The sequence below is a fragment of the Dyadobacter sp. CY312 genome (genome assembly GCF_021390535.1).
In the GTDB taxonomy this organism is placed as follows: domain Bacteria; phylum Bacteroidota; class Bacteroidia; order Cytophagales; family Spirosomataceae; genus Dyadobacter.
This window is the reverse complement of sequence record NZ_JAJUXG010000001.1, coordinates 425,522-444,628: the sequence shown is the minus strand read 5'-3', so window position 1 is coordinate 444,628 and position 19,107 is coordinate 425,522. Positions and strand designations below refer to the sequence as shown.

The following is a 19,107-nucleotide window of genomic DNA, read 5'->3' as shown; positions in this document are numbered from 1 at the left end:
AATGTCGTTTTGGTGGTGGAATTTACATTTAAACCACATCCATCACCTCTGTAACCACATCATCAGAAGACTTTCTTAATCCTTTCTTTCTGAGAAGCTGCCCGATTGTCCGTGCCATATCAACAGAAGCTTCGATCTCGGATTTACGAATCGCAACGCTTTCTATGTTGAAACCGAATGGAATGGATCGTTCGATGCAGAAGTCTGTGAGCGCCGAGGCAATTTCCATGCAGATGTTCACTGATTTTTCCAGCATGTCATCCGCTGCTCTCAAATCGTCTTTCACTTGCTCAGGAATGTGAATTCCCAACCATTCCATAAATTCCAGTGTTTTGCCAGAGCCGCAAGCTGTAATGGTGAATATAATCGTAGGAGGATTTATTTGCTTGCTTTCGCAACTGGCAGCAAGGTCTTCGATAATCTGTTTGGCATAATCCAGATTAAAAACACACTGTGAAATAAAGTACGATACTCCGCTATTCATCTTGTCGAGAATCCTGACGTCCTCATCATTTAAAACTTTGTGTCTCTCCGGGATGGTTACAGCACCAATTACAGAGGTTTCCTGATGCTTCTCCCAGATTTTATATGCTTCCGGAAGACTCGTTTTTACGGGATAATCGGGAGCTGGAATACCCACAAAAACGGGATGGAATTTCTGTTTGTGCAACTCTTCCAGCCAGTTGGATAGTTCTGTGGCTGAAAATTTACCGGCAGGACGATAGATTATTTTTGGAATCTCCAACGCAGTTAAATGCTCAGAAGCAAACGTCAGCGGATCCAGTGCATTGATGAACGGAAACGGCCTCTCGTCTTTTGTTCTGGCCGACTCATCCTGTACATCGTATACAACCAGCGCATCAATATCCAGCGCCGATAACCGGTCAATTGTTCTCTGGGCAATTTCTGCTACGCGTTCTTCCGTAGTACCGGCCTTTGGAGGTGTAATGCCATAAAGCAACACACCTGATTCTGCATTTTTTATCTTTTCTAAAAACATTGTAATAATCGTCAAGCTTGAATCCAATGAAGGATTAAAAATCTACACAAAACTATACATGTAGTACATATTCTCTACATACTTACGCAATTTTAGATTTAATATCTTCAAAATTAAAATTGTAAGATTATTTATCTTTTTTGAATGATAAGTGTATGCGTTAAAAGATGAAAATTCTGGTTGAAAATCAAATTTTCATAATGGAATAAGACAAGATGCTCCCATGATAATATTTATAAAACATAAAAAAAGCAGGACTCATATTCCAGAGATTCCTAATCTTCAACTCTTTTGGCAAAAGTCCTAGGGAATTCAGTGGTCACAGTAAGTCAATGCCTTTAGGCATGCCATATCGGTAGCCGTTTTTCAAGACGAACGTTACATACCGTTAGGTATGTAACCATTGATAAACGTGTTGGTTCAGTGATGTAATTTATTGTTGTTACATCCCTGCTGGGATTTAGTTTTCGCTAAAATGGGACTTATTTACCAATATTAAATCGCTACGCGATTTGGGTGCGGAGTCAATGTGTTTTTAAATGCCGCCAGGCATATTATACAGGTATCGAAAGTTCCGTATTTAAATCAGTGAATAAGAATCAAATGGTCGTGACCGAAACCTCACAGGAAGATTTTAAAACCATACAGCGCATTGCCAAAGAAACTTTTTTTGAAACGTTTTCGGGCTCCAATACCGAGGCCGATATGCAGTAGTACACTGATACAGGTTACCGGAAAGATCACATATAAAAAAGGTTGTTTGAAAATTGTGTAGTTGCACATCTCAAAAGTTGGGAAAGTAAGCAAGTTATAGGGATGAGACAATACATTGCTGATCATTACTGAAATAATCAGGAGGTGAATGTTATAAATTCATTCGGAACAACCAATTCCGAGTCCTTTCAGTTATTTTTGAAAGTCAACGAACTGAATAGATTGTTTTATTTTAACAAACTCTTTTAATGCACAGCATTTTACCCTTTTTATTAGCAATGGTTGCTGCCATTGTTCTTTTACAAATGTTGGCTGCCAAACTGAAAATAGCCTACCCTATTTTACTTGTAGTCGCAGGGTTATTGGTTAGTTTTTTCCCCGGTTTGCCTGCTGTGAAAATTGACCCTGACCTCATCTTTTTCATTTTCCTGCCACCATTGCTTTTTGAAGCGTGCTGGAGTATCTCATTTAAGGAGATGAAAAAATGGTACCGAATCATCACCAGTTTTGCCTTTCTGGTTGTGTTCTTTACAGCTTTATCGGTGGCGATTGTAACGAATTACTACATTCCGGGATTCACCATTGCTTTAGGCTTCCTGCTGGGTGGTATCGTTTCTCCGCCCGATGCGGTGAGTACGGGGGCTATTACAAAGTTTGTGAAAATACCCGGATCCACATCCGCTATTCTTGAAGGTGAAAGCCTGCTGAACGACGCCTCGTCACTTATCATTTTTCGATTTGCGTTGGTTGCCGTTGGTACCGGGCAATTTGTATGGCAGGAAGCAGCAGTAAGTTTTCTCTGGATGGTTATCGGCGGTGTTGGAATTGGTTTGCTGCTTGCCTGGTTGTTTGTTGAAGCCCAAAAACGCTTACCAACAGACGCGCCGTCTGATACCGTTCTGACGCTCATAGAGCCATATGTTGTGTACTGGGTGGCTGAGCAGGTACACAGTTCTGGTGTTCTGGCGGTGGTAGCAGGTGGGCTTTACATGTCGGAAAAACGGTTTGTATTTTTGAACAGTGCAAGCCGGATAAGAGGTTACAGTGTTTGGGAAAGCTTTGTGTTTGTTCTGAACGGAATTGTTTTCCTCATTATTGGCCTCGAACTTCCCGAAATTGTGAATGGCATCAGGTCAGAGGGTATCCCCATATCCACTGCAATTGGTTATGGTGTATTGGTGACCGGTATATTGGTGGCAGCCAGGATGATCAGCAGCTACGCAGCTTTGATCGCTACGCTGATTTTCAGGCGCAGCGCATTACCACATGCAGGGAACAAAAGAAGGCGATACCTCATGCCTGCCCTGCTCGGCTGGACCGGAATGCGCGGTGTGGTTTCCTTGGCAGCAGCTTTGGCAATACCTGTAACGCTGGAAAATGGCATGGCTTTCCCCCACAGGCACCTGATTTTGTTCATTACTTTTGTAGCCATTTTGCTCACACTGGTTGTACAGGGACTTACCTTGCCCTACATTATTCGGAGAAGCCGCTTATTCGACAATATTTTTTATGAATCGGGAGAAGAGCAGACTCGTAAAACAATGAAGCAGGGTCTGAAAAAGCATGTGTATGGATTCCTTAAAGAAAAATATGAGTCCGACGTAAATGGTCATGCAGGTATGGAGAGATTTTTGAAACAATGGGAAGAAAGAGCGAAGGTGGCAGACGACAGCTGGATGAATGAAAAGACAAAGGTTATTTTTGTTGAACTCCTGGAAATCCAGCGGCAGTATCTTTCTGAACTTAACAAGGACCCAGCTATCAACGAAGAAATTATTCGCCAGCAGTTATATCAGCTTGACCTCGAAGAAGAGAGATTGAAGATTATTTGAAATAATTATAAATGAGGTTGTTATGACTAATTGTTAATTTTTCTCTGCAAGAATGTGTCTTGCTTTTGCAACGAATTTTAACAAAACAAAAAACAGATCCCGATTGATTTCAGGATCTGTTTTTTGTGTGCGTCAGTGTGTGTTGGGAACTCAGGTAAATTAATCGCCCTGATTCTCTTCCTGTCTTTCGTGGTTATCTCCACCCAGGCTGTAATAGTTATTTTCTTCATCTTCCCTGCCAATCTCCTCATCCTGGTCATCTAACTCGGAGCCCGGAACGTCCAGATCGTCACCTACCAGATCTTCCTCAAAGGATTTTTCGTTCCAGTCGTCCGAATCAATATCCTGTGGAATTTTTGTCCTGGATGTGTCTTCGGGATCTACATCCGGATCCACAAGACCCTGGCGAAATATGTCCTCATTAGCTGGATAATTTCCCGGCAGATCGTCCTCGTATTCTTCTTCGTCAATTCTATTGCTTGCCATGATACTTTTGGTTTAAAGGTTTCTGTGTGTTTTCACTTCTATTAAAAAAGCATTCCCGAAATGATAATCCACAACAAATACCAGTTCATGGTGTGACTTTGTATAGCGATGAAGTAATTGTAGCATTTACCTCCACTATCCTGATGTTCGTGACGAACTGCCTATTCTTGACAAAAATTGGTTTATTCACTTTTGAGAACGTCGACTGGGTTACTCCCGGCTGCTTTCATTGTTTGCGAACCGATCATGAATATGGCGATCAGTAACACCGCCACCAGACCAGCACTCAGTTCGAAAATTTGTACTGGTTTGTGGTATGGGAATTTGGTTAGGAACATTTTTTCAAAGAATAGATAAGTTGCAGGTAAAGCTATGAGCGATGAAATTGATAGAAGCATTAAAAAACTACGGCTCAATAAGTACACCAGATTACCCGAGCTGGCGCCCATCACCTTTCTTATAGCAATTTCTTTCAAGCGCGTTTCCGTTGTGAATACAACCATTCCAAAGAGTCCCATTGACGCGATGGAAATGGCGAGCACCGAAAGGAAACCGATGATCTTGATCATAGTAGAAAACTCGCTGTATGCCTTCTCTATTTCATCTTCGTAAAACTCAGCTTTGAAGGAGTGAACGGGATCGATCTTTTTCCAGAGAGACTCGATCCGAGCCCTGGTTGCCAGTATATCAGTACTTTGTATTTTGGCGTTAACTACGGCTCCGTCGCCTGGTGTCCAAAACATGAAAGCGACGGGCTCTATCAGGTTATCCATTTTGCCGTAATGAAAGTCTTTCATCACACCTACAATCGTCATCCTTCGATTTTTTATGCCAAAACTGTTGAATGTAATTTCTTGCCCATTGCCCTTTGCGGGTCGTCGGCACTGATGTTAAATCGTTTTAATACCTTTTCATTAACAATGACCTCTCTCACCGCATCTGCCTCTGTTGGTTTGGATATGAAATTGCTGCCGGCAATGAGCTTGTAGTCGTGCAGTGCTAAATAATTTTCATCCACATGATTGGTCATTACCAAAGCAGAGTCACGTGAGTCTTTGTACTTCATATGTCCACCCCAGGCATTGCCGACGCTTGTCACGATAAGCGACCGCGATACTGCATTCACCTCGGGCAGCTCGCTCAGTTCTTTTACGAGTGCGTCGGGCTTGTTCCCCTGCATGTGAATGTTCAGGATGTTTTCGGTATTGAACCCCAAATCGAAGCCAAGAATGTTTTTATACTGCACGTAACCCACGGCGGTTGTAGTGATAAAGATCAGTGTCACAGTATATTGGATCACTACCAAAGCCCGACGGAGTGTTACGTTTTTGAAGACTTTTACGGACGAAACATTTCCCAACGCGTGAATTGCACTAACTCTGGAAAAGAACATAGCGGGTAAGAAGCCGGCAAGAACCCCTACTGTGATAGAAAAAACTACAAACGCCAAAATCGTATTAAGCGAAAGATCCAGCTTCACAGTCTGCTGCATCTCGGGGGCCATGTTGATTAACTGTGGGCGTAAAAGCAGGAATATAAAGTATGAAAGAACAAGCGCTCCCAACGAGATCAGGATTGCTTCAGTCAAAAACTGCTGCCTTATCTGACTTTTTTGAGCTCCGATGGCTTTGCGGAGGCCCACTTCCTTAAACCTGCGCATGGCACGCGCTAAGGAAAGATTAGTATAATTAAAACAGGCCGATAATATCACGATGAACGCCAAACCGGCCAATATCCAAAGCACAACGGGTGGCATGTGAGGGCCGACGGAGCCACTCATGGAGCCGGAACGAATGCTCTCCCCTACCACAATATTGTACAACGGGAGAAGCTCAAGCTGAATCCTTGTGTTCTTTTCTGCCAGATTTTCCTCTTGGGAAATGGCGTCGAGCTGAGACTGGACGGCGTTAATGTCGGCCTTTTTAGGTAACATAATATACACCGAATTGGAAAACATATTAGCCCAGTTTCCAAAGTCTTTGTCATTTTTATTGAGCTGTTCCGCTGTGGACAAGGAAATTAATGCTTCGAAGTTGATGTGGGAAAAGAATGGAACATCCCTCATAATGCCAGTCACCTGGTATTCGAGTGTATCGAACCTTACAGATTTGCCAAGTGCGGATTCCTTTCCAAACAGCTTTTTTGCGGATGTTTCCGTAAGGACAATCGAATAAGGATCTTTAAGGGCAGTTTCGGCATTGCCTTCCAGAATGGGAAAGGAAAAAATCCTGAAAAAAGACGGATCTGCCCAAAAGCCTTTAACGGGAAGGACTTTATTACCAACCTTCGCATCCTGAAGAAAGTCATTACGCAAGATGGCGACCTCTTCCACGCCGGTTACTTTCTGTCTTATAAGTTTACCCGTCTTAATTGATGTGGATGCGTATTTCTCACTTCCCTGCTCGCCTTTGAATGTCGCTACATTTGTAATGCGATATATCCGCTCCCCATTATTATGAAAGCGGTCATACGAGCGAAGGTCGAGTACGAATGCGATCAGCAACAAGCCCACAGACATGCTGATCGCAAGACCTACGACATTGATGGACGAAAAAAGCTTGTTGCGCATCAGACTGCGTCCGGAGGTTTTAAAGTAGCTTCCAATCATGATCAGGTATTTAGAGTACAAGGATCAACATTCATGTACGTCGAAATATCAATAAAATTCATACCGGATTCATAATTGTTTTTAAATCACCCATTTAAGAATTTGCGCATTGCTGAAATTGTTCAATTATGAACAATATATCCTGAAATCGTACAATGTAAAAAGGTGATATTTGCTTTCTATTTACTGGAATTGATGGAAATCAGTAACTTTTTCTGGTAATTTTTGCTAAAATAATTGATTGATATTGAATAGTTTATACTTTATAAATCGACATTTTTTAATGTTGGCGTAGAAAATACTTTGTATTGGTGTGACCTGATCGAAATATCGCGTCTAAAGGAAACTACAAAACTAGTAGTGGAGGGTTTACTAACAAAGAGATCTGGAATTTCCGGATCTCTTTTTTGCTTTTATATCTGAGACTAACTTCTATCAACGAACCCTTCTTTTAGATCGTTTTCAGTTACCCATGGTTGGCCACGAAACATCGCCAACTGTTATATTTCGATTGACGATTAATGTTGAATCAATGCTGCACTGAGCTGGTGAACCCAACTGGACTAGCAGGGTTATTAAAAAATGGATGACATGTGCAATCCTCGAATGAATTACTTTTAGGTTGAATAAAGCCAGCCTGACAAGGTGCCAGGGCTGGTAGTATCGTTCTTTCACAGTTAAAATGCCATTAGCATATTGATATTCAAATGAACTTGCAAGACCTGATTATTAACGACAAGGAAGTTGTGGATTTGGAAGATGTATTACTTAGCCGGGGAAATAAGCAAAGGGTTTTACAGCTGATTAAAGAGCACAAGTATGTAGAGGAACTTCACAAATATGGTCTGACTGTAAACAACAAGATTTTGCTGCATGGAAATTCTGGTTGCGGAAAGACGATTACAGCAAAAGCGATAGCGAATGCTTTAAAAAAGAATCTAATCACATTGAACCTGAGTAATGTTGTGAGTGCGAGAATTGGAGAAACCTCACAAAATATCAGAATGGTTTTTGAAAAAGCGGGAAAAGAGAAGGCGATTCTGTTTTTGGATGAATTCGATCAGATAGGTAAAGCACGGGGCAACGACGAAAAAGATGTTGGAGAAATGAGAAGGCTTGTCAATTCCATTATTCAGTTGATCGATTATTATCCGAAAAACGCCTTGCTGATCTCTGCCACAAACCATGTCGAAGTTATTGATACGGCGCTGTTGAGGCGTTTCCAGTTAAAGATGGATTTCGAAATGCCTTCGGGAGACACGCTGGATAAATATTATGATAAAATTCTGTCGGCTTTTCCAAATCATTTGCAATCCATTACCCGAAGGTACGATGTATCGTTCGCAGAGGCAAAGGATTACGCCCATACCGTAGTGAAGTCGATGTTGATTGAAGAATTAGAAAAACAAGAAATTGTACCATGAGTGAACATGTTATGGAGAATCTGCAAGTGATTCTTGAAAGAATAGAGATTGCCTGCATCAAATGCGGGCGGGATCCCAAAGAAGTAAGGTTGCTGCTCGCCACCAAAACCGTAACAGCTGAAAATATCAAAATCGCATTGCAGGCCGGTCAGACATTAATCGGAGAAAACAAGGTGCAGGAAGTAAAGGAAAAGTACGAAAGTCTGAAATCAGTTCCTCACGACAAACACTTCATCGGGCATCTGCAAACCAACAAGGTTAAGGATATTCTCAAATACGATATAACCTGTATACAATCTTTGGATCGCATGGATCTTGCCCAAAAGTTACATCAGCGGCTGTTAGTTGAAAATAAAACCATTTCTGTTTTCATACAGGTAAATACTTCGGATGAGGAAAGCAAATTTGGCGTGCATCCAGATGAAGCATTGGAGCTTGTTAAGCAGGTTTCAGAACTCCATACCTTGAAGATAAAAGGTTTGATGGCAATAGGATTATTCAGCGCAGAGACTGAAAAAGTGAGAGCATGTTTTAAATTACTGAAAACGTTACAACAGCGAATCATGTCCGAAAATATTCCAAACGTGTCGGTTGATGAGCTGTCTATGGGAATGAGTGGAGATCTGGAAACTGCCATTGAAGAGGGAGCTACAATGGTACGGGTTGGAACGGCAATATTCGGACAGAGAACTTATCCCGACAGTTTTTATTGGAATGAGCATGCCTGATAATTAAAACGGTAAAATCACGACCTTACTGCTTCCTGAATGGCTGTCGTTTCTTGTAAGTTAGTGAACGCCAAAGCCATTCCATTGGGCCAAAATGGAACGCTTTGATCCATAAATGACTGTAAACGATCTGAAAAACGTAGATTCCCAGTGCTATTAGCGAAAGCCTGGCCGGACCTATTTTTGCTTCCATACCAAATCCATAACTCATAAAAATGATGGCACAAAGCAGCGACTGCATGAGATAGTTTGTAAGCGCAAGCTGGCCAACCGGAGCGAAAATCATCAGCTTCGTTTTCCACTCCGGATTTTGGTACAATAACGCAAAAATGGAAGCATAACAAAGTGCAAGAGCCGGCACACCAAAAGCATATACCAACGACTGAATAATTCCCGTAGGTTCCAGATTGTAGTACGCTTCCGTGGTCATCATCATGGCAAGCACAAGGTTGCAGGGTATACCAATGACTGCTCCCCAAATCATCACCCTGCGAAAAAGTCGGCGATTTTCACCAAGGTTTGAATGAATCATGTTTTTAGCAACGTAAAAGCCAATCAGGAACATGGCTAAAACTTTAAAAAACCTGCCCGTAAAGAAAAGATCAGGGTAACGTCCCATAATGAGGCCGCCGGTGTTCATCTGGATGATTTCGAGGTAACTTCCCGTTTGAAATACCCGGATGACTTCGTCCAGAAAACGTGGTCCCTCCTCTACTACTGGTGGCGAAGGATTTATAAGATTGATGCCCCAGAAAACAGCATACTGCAGTACGGGCAGCAGAAATAGGATTATTGCAGATCGCAGGAGGATCTTGTCCGGTGCGTTGCGAAAGAGGATGAGCACAAATCCGGTTAAAGCATACACAGTTAGGATATCTCCGACAAACAGCAATACCGCGTGAAGCAAACCGATCACAAACATAATAAAAAGGCGACGGCGGAAACGAGATGTAAAATGAACATCGGATGCCGATGCCCGTTTCATTTGCAAAGCGAAACCGATTCCGAAAAGAAGTGAAAACAGGGAATAGAATTTTCCATCAATTAGAAAATGCTCCACCCATTCAACGTAGTGATCTACTTCCAAGGTACCCAACGCTTCCTGGCCCGACTTAGATATGAAGAAGTACCCTGAATGAGAAACCATGTTGGCGAGCAAAACGCCCAGTAAAGCAAACCCCCGGAGAATATCAAGCAAACTTTGGCGTTCGCTTACGGAAGTGGGATGTAAAGATTTTTCCATGTTGAGATCATATTTCCTTGTTACAAATAAATACTGGTCACTAAAAATAAAGCGCAAAGCAAAGTCAGGATAGCAAGCAGAGGCATAATGAACCGTATCCAGACTTTGAGGCTCACATTTACCAAAGCAAGCGATGGTAGCAGCAAAGAAGTTGGCGATACAAAAAACATGAGATTCATCCCGTACAGATAGGCGTTGACGATTTCACTTCCAGGTACGTTGACCAAAAGAGCCAATGTGCCAAGTATCGGCATGGTTAACACGGCCATACCAGAAGTGGAGGTGATGAATAATGAGAAGAAAATGAAGAAGGCAAAAAGCAGAAGAATAAAAACCGCTGGCGGAACCTGAGAAACAAAATTGCCGGTGTAGTATAGAATTGAATCGCTCACATGGCCATCGTTGAGAATGATTGTTACGCCACGAGCCACCCCAACGATAAATGCAACGGACAATAAACTTTCGGCACCTCTGACAAAGGAAGTGATAAAAGTGCGTTCGTCCATACCGGCGACCAGCGCCGTGAGAACGGAGGCAGCTAAAAGCAGAGAAGACATTTCCAGCGTCCACCATTGAAGAAATAACGTTCCGCCGATCATGGCTACAAACGAAGCGAAAAAGACCAACAGGAGCAATCTGGTTTTCATTTGTAACTTTTCAGGAGCAGCCTGAACGCCGGGATTTGCCTCGTAGGGAGGTGCCACCACCCCATCAATTTTGTATACCAGTGAGGCTGTCGGATCTTTTTTCACCCTGGCAGCATAACGTAAAATATACCAGATAAAAATGGAAGTAAATAAAACGAATAGTATCAGACGTTCATAAATACCGTCTTTCCAGTTGATGCCGGCAGCATTGGAAGCTATAATCGTTGAAAACGGATTAGAGAAGGCAGCAATTCCACCTACGGAATTCCCTCCGAAGATTATCGCCAGTGGGACCAGTAAATCGTAACCGGCAGCTAAAAAAACGGGTACCAGAATGGGGTAAAACATCAATGCCTCCTCCTCCATCCCATAACTTGCCCTGCAAAATGCGAAAATAAACGTAAGGACCACAATGAGGTAAGGCTCCCTTCCTTTCATTGAGAAGGCAAGCGAAGCGACTCCCTTCTCAATGGCCCTGGTTTCATTAAAAATAAATATAAATCCGCCGATTACGAGAATGAAGACAATTACATCGATGCTATCGTAAATACCTTTAATGGGAGCCTGCACAATCCGGATAAATCCTTGCGGGTTGCTATCTTCTTTTTTGTACGTATGGGGAATGGAGATTGGTTTGAGTACCTCTCCATTTTTGAATTTCTCCAAAGGAATTGCAAGGCCGAGTCTGTCAAGCGTTTCCTGCGTGAATGGTAAAATGGAGTCGCCGCTTACAGTGGTGATGGAAAATGTTTTGTTGTCGACCATCTTGAGTTTTTCGTACTGTCCTGCTGGTATTAGCCAGGTAGCTGCGGCGGCAAGTATAATTGCAACCATCAGAATCGTAAGTGGCTGTGGAAATGACTTTTTCTTCATTCAATTGGGTGGAAGGAGTGAATCAGGTAATCGTGCATTACGTGTTTTTTCCTGAATCAGGATGACGGTACCAGGTTCACACGGACGGGTAACAACACATCCGAGCTTCATTGGTCATTTGATTAAGCAAACCTGATAAATGAAATATCGCAGAAGTTACGAATCAGGCTTTAAAACATCAAAACTTATCTATTGAGCGGTAGTATCGTGAGAAGAATTGTGATTTTAATAGATTGTCACTTGTTTCTTATCACCGTATCTAAAAATAAATTAAAATTTTTTTCAAGCTTTAAACCTTTCAAATTGAGAATATTGGCTGTTTGTGATGAATAAACTTAAAAAAAATATTTGTCACAAATTTGGATTGAACCAACAAACTACTACTTTTGCACCACGATACAACGAAACGGAAACAACATCTGGTATCGCAAGTCTGAAAGTTAATAGAGATATTCGCCAAAAGATTAAAGTTGAGATTAAACTGGAATCGATCAGTTTTAAAAAAAGTCGAAAGCGATTCCGTAGCTCAGCTGGTAGAGCAATACACTTTTAATGTATGGGTCCTGGGTTCGAATCCCAGCGGGATCACCTCATGGGACAAATCTATATCCAAAAGATTTGTCCCATTTTTTATGCCTGCTAATTCACTGTGTTTTTAGTGAAATTTTTTATTTATCCCGTCTTCGCCAATAGTATACAGGTTATATTTGTTGACCCTCCGAAGATTTATGATAGTCTTGAATGATGGTATCATCAACCATTTTGGAAGTCATCCAAACCCTTTCAGTTAAACTTAAATGGCAAATATTTCCAAGCAAATTTCCGTAGGCACCAGGCTGGGGTCGATGTTATTAGATCATTTCTTTATGACCATGATCGCAGTTGTCTTTTCTCTCCCCGGTATGATTTATACCTTTGCAGACGCCTTTGAAGTAACACATGAACAACAAAGTGTTGATTTTTTGGGTGGTTCATTCTTGTACGTTAACCTACTTGGCTTTGCATTTTATTTTTGCAAAGACTGTATTGGTGGTCAGAGTATTGTAAAACGAATTTTAAAGTTACGAGTCGTTGATAATGAAACAGGGTTGTCGGCAAGCCCTATGAAATGTCTTGTACGCAATTTGTCAATTGTACTATGGCCGATTGAAGCATTAGTAACATTGACAAATACCAGTAGACGACTTGGCGACAGAATTGCGGGTACTAAACTAGTTGTTTGTGACAAAGCAATTGAACAGCCTAGGGTTCAAATTGGGCAGGTGCTAATCTCAGTTGTGATAGCATACGGGCTTATGCTGTTGCTAGTATTACCCTTTAAAAACCTCATTTCTTCGGTTGAACAAAAGAAAATAGACTTTGTTGAATCCTCGTATAATGACCTGGCAAGCAAGGAGGCGGAAAAGCTTTTTGCCGATAGCCTGGGACAGTACTTATCTGCTAGCATTAGAGTTTATGACCAGGTTCAGAACAGTCCATCGAAATATATTTCTTTAATAATTCAGCTTAAGGAAAATTATCTTGAAAGCGACCAAGACTTTGAAAGGTTAGAATCGTTAACCAAGCCGGTGCTATTTTCAAAGTTCCCTGAAAGAACTTTCGTTGGTCAAATCAAGTACGTTTATAAAACAGGTGGAAGTATTCAGATACGGATTGTTCCGATAGACTGGACGCCTCAGAAACCTTAAAGATTATTTTGTGTGATACTTGAAACTTTTCCGGTAGGTAATACATTCGCCGGCATGCGTGATTACAACTTATTGATAGTTATAACTCTATGAGTTTGCCAACCGGAGCAGCAGAGTTGTCTCACAATTGACTTCGACCTCCTCGATCAGATAATCTCCCAGTGCTCTGCGATCTTGCCGTTGCACATCCGGAACGTTCTGTATCCATAAAAAACCTCGGCTCTCCCGCTGACCTCATCTGTCATACAAACTGCGCTCACACTGATCCTGATATGGCAGATAACCAATTCTCCCAAAGTGGTCAGTCCGACTATTTCTGTTGTATGCGAAACTGTCCGGGTCAGCTCGTGCAGGTAAAGCAAAAGCCCATCCTTGTTTCGAACAGAGACATGCGGCATGGAATGATCTATATAGTCATCGTCCAGATAGACTGATAGCTCTGCGAACCTTTTCTGGTTCCAAACCCTGTCGAGGTACTTTACCACCAAATCCACATCCGGATTAGACTGTGATTCAGCGTGGTGCGCTTTTAGCATAGCCATATTGTTCATTCTTACTTAGCTATTTATTAAGTGAAACTTACCGCAGATCAATGCGCTCGGTGATCAGTTGGAGTGTTTGCGGGTCAAGCCCATAGAATTCGATGTACTCGATATCCGGCGCCAGGGCACTTCCGCCTGTAATGCGGATGTACACCCTTTTAAGCTCACAGGTCTGCTAACTCATTTTCATTTTGACCTGTTTGGGAATGCCAGCGCTTTTACCACATTCCACCCAGGCCAACCAGTGTCAAGCTCATTAGCAGCAACAATTTTGTTGTTTTCATTTGAAACCTGGTTTTAACGTTGACTGGCCAGTCCCTTTTTAATCTTCATCATGATACCATCAGGTACAAAATTTGGGAGTTTAGAGTTGAACCAGTTTTGAAAACCCACTACTTTTTTTCCATTTCCTTCTAACAGATGCTCTACACCCTGGCTTGCCACTTCTTTGGGATGCATGGCTTTGGTTTTATGAAGATTGGTAGATGCCATCTCAGCGGTGGTAAAACCAGTATCTACGGTACCTGGATACAGAGAGATAACGGTAACACCAGTGCCTTCCAATTCTGCATCAAGTGTTTCGCTGAATGCCTTTACAAAAGCTTTGGTAGCAGAATAAACAGAAAAATAAGGCATTGGTAAAAATGAAACCACCGAGCCTACATTCATGATCCGGCCGGACTTGCGGCTGACCATATCTTGTGCAAAGAGCTTGGTAAGTGCCACCAGACTGGAAATGTTTAACTGAATCATGCTTAGTTCTTCGTCCAGAGACGTTTCAGTAAAATGGCCATAGTTGCCTACACCTGCATTATTGATCAGGTGGGTTATGATAAACTTTTCCTGTTTGACCGCCTTGTAGATGCTCATCGCAGCATTTACATCAGAGAGGTCGGCAGCATAGTACTCAACATCTACGCCATATTTACTTGTTAGTTCAGCCTGCATCTGCTGCAATTTGGATTCGGTACGGGCGACCAGGATCAGGTTCAATTTTTTCGCAGCCAATTGATTGGCCATCTCATAGCCAATACCGGATGATGCACCGGTGAGCAATATGTATTTTTTCATTCTCTGTAAAATTTAAATTATTAATATTTGGCCCGTCTGAACCGGGCATGCACTATTTCAAAAAATCAGAATCTTCGTTTGCAGGGACTACGTATGTACCATCCAAATCTCCATCATTTATCACTCATCATCCATTTCATTATCAATACTTGGCGGGATGAGCTTGTACATCACCGGGGTAACGATCCGCGATAGTATCGTTGAGCTGATCAGTCCGCCGATCAGTACTATGGCAAGTGGCGCTATCTGCGGATTGGGGTTCATTGCAATCGGGATCAGACCGCATATCGCCGTTATCGAAGTAAGAACCACGGGCAGGAACCTGGTTTCACCGGCAATGCTGATCGCTTCCTCTATGCTTTTACCTTCTGCTCTGAGCTGGTTGGTAAAGTCTACCAGCAGCAGCGAGTTTTTGACCTGTATGCCTGAGAGCCCGATAAAGCCAATGATCGAGACAAGCGACATCGGGTTGCCGGTCATCAGCAGAAATACCACACCACCTAAAACGCCTAGTGGGATGATTGATAAGACAATGATAATTCCCTTGAAGGTTTTGAACTGTAAGAGCAGCACGCCAATAAAGAGAAATGTGCTTAGAATGATAACCGACAGGAAATTTCCGCCCAGCGCATCGCCTTCTGATTCGGCCTCACCGGATAATTTGTAATAATAACCCTTCGGCATTTTCAATTTGTTGAGCTGTGGCACCACATCTTTCAATATATCGTTGGCCAGCATGTTATCCTTTGTCAGAGAAGTAACCTTGGCAAACCGCGATTTGTTGAAGTGGTTAATAGCCGTTGGCGAGGTTTCAAAACCGATGGTTGCAATCTGGTCTATCTGTACCGGGGCACCCTGGATATTGCTTACATAAAGATTTTTCAATGCATCCAGATTTGAGAACTTGTTACGCGGGATGGTGATGACCACATTTCTGGCATCGCCCCTATCATCAATATAATCTCCGACATTTAGTCCGGCAACGGCCATTCTGATCACCTTATCGATGTCACTGGTCATCACGCCCAATGTCCTGGCCTTTTCTTTGTCGATGCTGATCTTCACATCCGATTTATAGGTGGTCAGCTCATTGTTGATAAAAAAGGTGCCCGGGTGTTTTCTCAGAATCTCTTCCACTTTGAAGGTAAGTGCGCGCAGCGTATCCTGATTATCTCCGAAAACCCTTACCACGATATTGGCTTCAATCGGGGTACCCTGGTCAAAATCCTTTACCTCTATTTTGGCATAAGGAAAATCGCCAAACTTGCCTCTTAATCTTTTGATCAGCTGCGTTTTGGCATCCGGACTTGTTTCTTCTTCCAATTGCACAAAAATCTGTGCAAAGTCCGGTTTAATATCTTGCTGATGAACGTTGTAATAAATTTGCGGATTACCTTTTCCTACATTGGAGGTATAATAAACGATTTCCTCATGCTCTTTCAGCTCCGTTTCCACCAGCTTAGTTGCCCGGTCAGTCTCGGGGATGTTGGCTTGCAAAGGCATTTTAATGTTGATCAGAAACATCGGTTTTTCTGAGGTAGGGAAAAGTTTAAACCCTGCCAGGGGGAAAAGTAAAAATGCCAGTACGCTCAATGCAAGCGATATACCGATCGTTACCTTTGGCCACTTTAAGGCCAGGGGCATGATCCCACGGTAGGAAAAGGTCAGAAAGCCCTGCAATTTTTTAAGGAAATAATTACCCTCGCTGTGCTCATGGGTTTTCAGGATCTTGCTTCCAATGAAAGGCACCAGCGTCAGCGCTACGATCATCGATGCCAGTACACTGGTAATGATCGCCATCGGAAGACTGCGGATGAACTCTCCTGCCATATCTGGCAGAAATGCCAATGGTAAAAATGCAATGACCAGTGTGGCAGTACAACCAACCACGGCTGCCCCGATCTGCCGGGTTCCTTTCAGGACGGCATCCTTTCTGGAATGCCCTTCCCTGAGCCACCTTTCAATATTTTCAACCACTACAATGCTGTCGTCAACCAAGAGTCCCAATGCGACCACAAGACCAACAATACTGAGCTGATTGAGCGAGTAACCCAAAAGGTTCATCGCGATAAGACCAAGAGCGAGCGAGAGTGGAATTGAGATCATTACGATCAGCGATGGTCTGAAACCCAAGGGCAGCAGCGTGACGATCACCAGCACAATGGCCAGTCCGAAATCAAAACCCAGGTGGCCTAGCCGCTTGGAAACCATATCGGCCTGATCAAAGTTTTTGACCATTTTGATGTTTGCAGGCAGTATTTCGCTGAATTCTTCCAATACAGGTGTGTACTGTTCTTTAACCTGACTGATGTCAACATCGTTTTTCATGGCAGCGGTCACCAGAATACAGCGCTGTCCGTTGATGCGGGTGATGTGACTGACCGTTCCGTCCTTGTAGCTCACCCGTGCAACGTCTTTGAGGTACACTATTTTCCCGTTGGCGTTGTAGATAACCGTATTGGCAACATCTTCTGCATTTTTGAACTTGCCGCTGGTTTTGACATTAAAAACCTTGCTGTCCATATGGATGCTTCCGCCGGGAATGTCGGCCGCTTCACTTTGCAAACTGCCTGCGACCAGGTTCATCGGGATTTTCAGCTGTGCAAGCTTATCCAGCTGCAAATCAATCCGTATTTCCTGCTCTGGCATACCGGTGTATTTCACCTCCCGAAGGTTGGTGATCTTTTCCAGTTTAGTCTTTAAGATATCTGCATTGTCTCTTAATGTTTTAGACGAGGCCGTATTGGATATGAGTGCAACCTGAATGATTTTCACATCGGAGGAAGCGATTTTTTCGGTCTTGATCTGGTAGATCTCCTTTGGAAGCTCGCTGTTTTTCAGCGCGTTGATTTCCGTGGAAATTTCCTGGTACTTATTGTCCACATCAACGCCATATTTGAACTTGATCTGGATGGCGGCTACACCGTCTTCCACCGTTGTCAGGATCTTATCAATATTCTCCAGACCGTAAATTTTATTTTCGATAGGTTTAACCACCTGTTCTTCCATGTCCTTGGGACTCGTGCCAGGGTAAATTACCGTGACCAGATATTGTGGCGGATGGGTAGTCGGGTCTTCCGAGCGTGGCATGGTCAGCAGCGTCAGCACGCCGACAACAGCAACCAGAAGGAAAATAATCAGGGTGAACTGATAATTTTTAACAGCGAAACTGGTAATTTTCATTGCTTTGAGATTACTGTATTACTTTAATGGTAGATTCTTCGTTCAGGTAGGCGCTATTGGAAATCACCACCTGGTCGGTTGGTTTAAGCCCGTCTTTCAAATACACGGTTTTGTTGTCGAAACTGGCAATATCAACAGCTACCTTCTTCACTTTTCCGGGCCCATTCAAAATGAATGCATAGGCGCTGTATCCATCCGCTTCCACCAGAGCATCGTAGGGAATGCTCATTACATGCTGCGCTTTGCCGGTAACGATCTGTGCTTTGCCAAACATGCCCACGGCAGGTTTGATGTCGGTCAGTTTCAGTTTCAATTCTACCTGAAAAGAGGCTGCGGCCACATCGGCAGTTTGAGATTTTCGCAGTACGTAGGCATCAATTGGTCTGTCCGGATATCCATCGAGCGAAACCGTTGCCTTTTGTCCGGCAGTAACAGCGGCCCACTCCTTATCAGTAAGCCCTACCTTGAGCAGAAAGCTTTTGTCCTGTTTGGTCTCATTGATAACCAGCACCGGGCTGCCCGGGGCAATCACCTCTCCTTCCGAAGCCAGCCGCTGTGCTACAAAACCATCGGAAGCGGCGTAAATCCTGGAATACTGCTCATTGAAGGAAACGGTTTCATCCCCTTTTTTGGCGATGTCAAGCTGTGTTTTGGTATTCTGCAGCTGCTCTTTGGTGTACACACTGTCACGGTAAAGATTCACCGCCCGGTCATAGTCGCGCTGCGCTTTTTCTACATTCAGATTCGACTGGCTTAATCCCGCTGCAATTTCTGTGGCGTTCAAAACGGCCAATAATTGCCCCTTTTTGAAAGATTGCCCTTCCTCGACCAGAATGCGGCTGATCACCCCGCCTATTTTAAAGCCATACTTTGCTTCGTGTTCTGTGCTCACAAGACCTGTGGCAGTGATATTTCCCGAAACATCAAGTGAGCTGACCACGGAAACTTTTACAGGAATTGCTTCCCTGTCATCGAAATGGACTTCCTGCTTAGGTGTTTGTTTGCAGCCCAGAAAGGCCGCAGTGCCTAAAATCAGTAATGGTATCGTTTTCATATATTCTATTTTTT

The 19,107-nt window shown here is 43.1% G+C and carries 15 protein-coding genes, 1 tRNA gene and 1 pseudogene; 6 read left to right on the top strand and 11 right to left on the bottom strand.

Translation table 11 applies throughout. The features are described from left to right. Positions 1-28 precede the first annotated feature (28 nt). Complete coding sequence (locus tag LZG71_RS01920; RefSeq protein ID WP_233816424.1) at positions 29-1,000, bottom strand: methylenetetrahydrofolate reductase; 972 nt, start codon at positions 998-1,000, stop codon at positions 29-31. Between the two features lie 588 nt (positions 1,001-1,588). On the opposite strand from LZG71_RS01920, the gene LZG71_RS30425 reads away from it, so the two are divergent. Next, positions 1,589-1,714 carry a hypothetical protein gene (locus LZG71_RS30425; protein WP_255712639.1) on the top strand — a complete coding sequence of 42 codons (126 nt, stop codon included), beginning with the start codon at positions 1,589-1,591 and terminating at the stop codon, positions 1,712-1,714. Positions 1,715-1,962: 248 nt separating this feature from the next. Then, positions 1,963-3,546 (top strand): Na+/H+ antiporter, encoded by a 1,584-nt coding sequence (locus tag LZG71_RS01915; RefSeq protein WP_233816422.1) that lies wholly within the window; start codon positions 1,963-1,965, stop codon positions 3,544-3,546. Between the two features lie 159 nt (positions 3,547-3,705). Here the strand turns inward: LZG71_RS01915 and LZG71_RS01910 are convergent, their stop codons facing one another. The 3 genes from LZG71_RS01910 to LZG71_RS01900 all read right to left on the bottom strand — a co-directional run bounded on the left by LZG71_RS01910 (position 3,706) and on the right by LZG71_RS01900 (position 6,640). Continuing rightward, the gene (locus tag LZG71_RS01910) at positions 3,706-4,032 is read right to left on the bottom strand and encodes a hypothetical protein (RefSeq protein WP_233816420.1); all 327 of its coding nucleotides are present in this window, start codon (positions 4,030-4,032) and stop codon (positions 3,706-3,708) included. Positions 4,033-4,214: 182 nt separating this feature from the next. After that, a complete protein-coding gene (locus tag LZG71_RS01905; protein ID WP_233816418.1) occupies positions 4,215-4,847 on the bottom strand; it encodes an ABC transporter permease in 633 nt (210 codons plus the stop codon). A gap of 11 nt (positions 4,848-4,858) precedes the next feature. Continuing rightward, complete coding sequence (locus LZG71_RS01900) at positions 4,859-6,640, bottom strand: ABC transporter permease (protein ID WP_233816416.1); 1,782 nt, start codon at positions 6,638-6,640, stop codon at positions 4,859-4,861. 707 nt (positions 6,641-7,347) lie between these two features. Here LZG71_RS01900 and LZG71_RS01895 point away from each other — a divergent pair. After that, positions 7,348-8,064 (top strand): AAA family ATPase, encoded by a 717-nt coding sequence (locus tag LZG71_RS01895; protein WP_233816414.1) that lies wholly within the window; start codon positions 7,348-7,350, stop codon positions 8,062-8,064. Next, entirely contained in the window at positions 8,061-8,792 is a 732-nt protein-coding gene (locus LZG71_RS01890; RefSeq protein ID WP_233816412.1) for a YggS family pyridoxal phosphate-dependent enzyme, read from the top strand. The genes LZG71_RS01895 and LZG71_RS01890 overlap by 4 nt, the downstream gene beginning before the upstream one ends. A gap of 25 nt (positions 8,793-8,817) precedes the next feature. Here the strand turns inward: LZG71_RS01890 and LZG71_RS01885 are convergent, their stop codons facing one another. After that, on the bottom strand, positions 8,818-10,035 hold the full coding sequence (locus LZG71_RS01885; RefSeq protein WP_233816410.1) for a DUF418 domain-containing protein: 1,218 nt from the start codon (positions 10,033-10,035) through the stop codon (positions 8,818-8,820). Between the two features lie 20 nt (positions 10,036-10,055). Continuing rightward, the gene (locus tag LZG71_RS01880; RefSeq protein ID WP_233816408.1) at positions 10,056-11,555 is read right to left on the bottom strand and encodes a YfcC family protein; all 1,500 of its coding nucleotides are present in this window, start codon (positions 11,553-11,555) and stop codon (positions 10,056-10,058) included. Between the two features lie 515 nt (positions 11,556-12,070). Between LZG71_RS01880 and LZG71_RS01875 the strand changes: the two genes are divergently transcribed. Together LZG71_RS01875 and LZG71_RS01870 are read left to right on the top strand one after the other, a co-directional pair. Continuing rightward, positions 12,071-12,143 (top strand) — tRNA-Lys (locus tag LZG71_RS01875). Between the two features lie 209 nt (positions 12,144-12,352). Further along, positions 12,353-13,243 (top strand): RDD family protein, encoded by an 891-nt coding sequence (locus LZG71_RS01870; RefSeq protein WP_233816406.1) that lies wholly within the window; start codon positions 12,353-12,355, stop codon positions 13,241-13,243. A gap of 146 nt (positions 13,244-13,389) precedes the next feature. On the opposite strand, the gene LZG71_RS01865 is transcribed toward LZG71_RS01870, so the two are convergent. From LZG71_RS01865 to LZG71_RS01850, 5 genes and pseudogenes are all read right to left on the bottom strand, one after another. Then, positions 13,390-13,794 (bottom strand): ester cyclase, encoded by a 405-nt coding sequence (locus LZG71_RS01865; protein WP_233816404.1) that lies wholly within the window; start codon positions 13,792-13,794, stop codon positions 13,390-13,392. A gap of 28 nt (positions 13,795-13,822) precedes the next feature. Next, positions 13,823-13,948 (bottom strand): annotated as a pseudogene (locus tag LZG71_RS30675) (DUF4833 domain-containing protein); the annotation flags it as partial. A gap of 134 nt (positions 13,949-14,082) precedes the next feature. Further along, positions 14,083-14,856, bottom strand: a complete 774-nt coding sequence (locus LZG71_RS01860) for an SDR family oxidoreductase (RefSeq protein ID WP_233816402.1) — start codon at positions 14,854-14,856, stop codon at positions 14,083-14,085. Between the two features lie 120 nt (positions 14,857-14,976). Then, positions 14,977-18,039 (bottom strand): efflux RND transporter permease subunit, encoded by a 3,063-nt coding sequence (locus LZG71_RS01855; protein ID WP_233816400.1) that lies wholly within the window; start codon positions 18,037-18,039, stop codon positions 14,977-14,979. A 10-nt stretch (positions 18,040-18,049) separates the two neighbouring features. Further along, positions 18,050-19,093, bottom strand: a complete 1,044-nt coding sequence (locus LZG71_RS01850) for an efflux RND transporter periplasmic adaptor subunit (protein WP_233816398.1) — start codon at positions 19,091-19,093, stop codon at positions 18,050-18,052. Positions 19,094-19,107 lie beyond the last annotated feature (14 nt).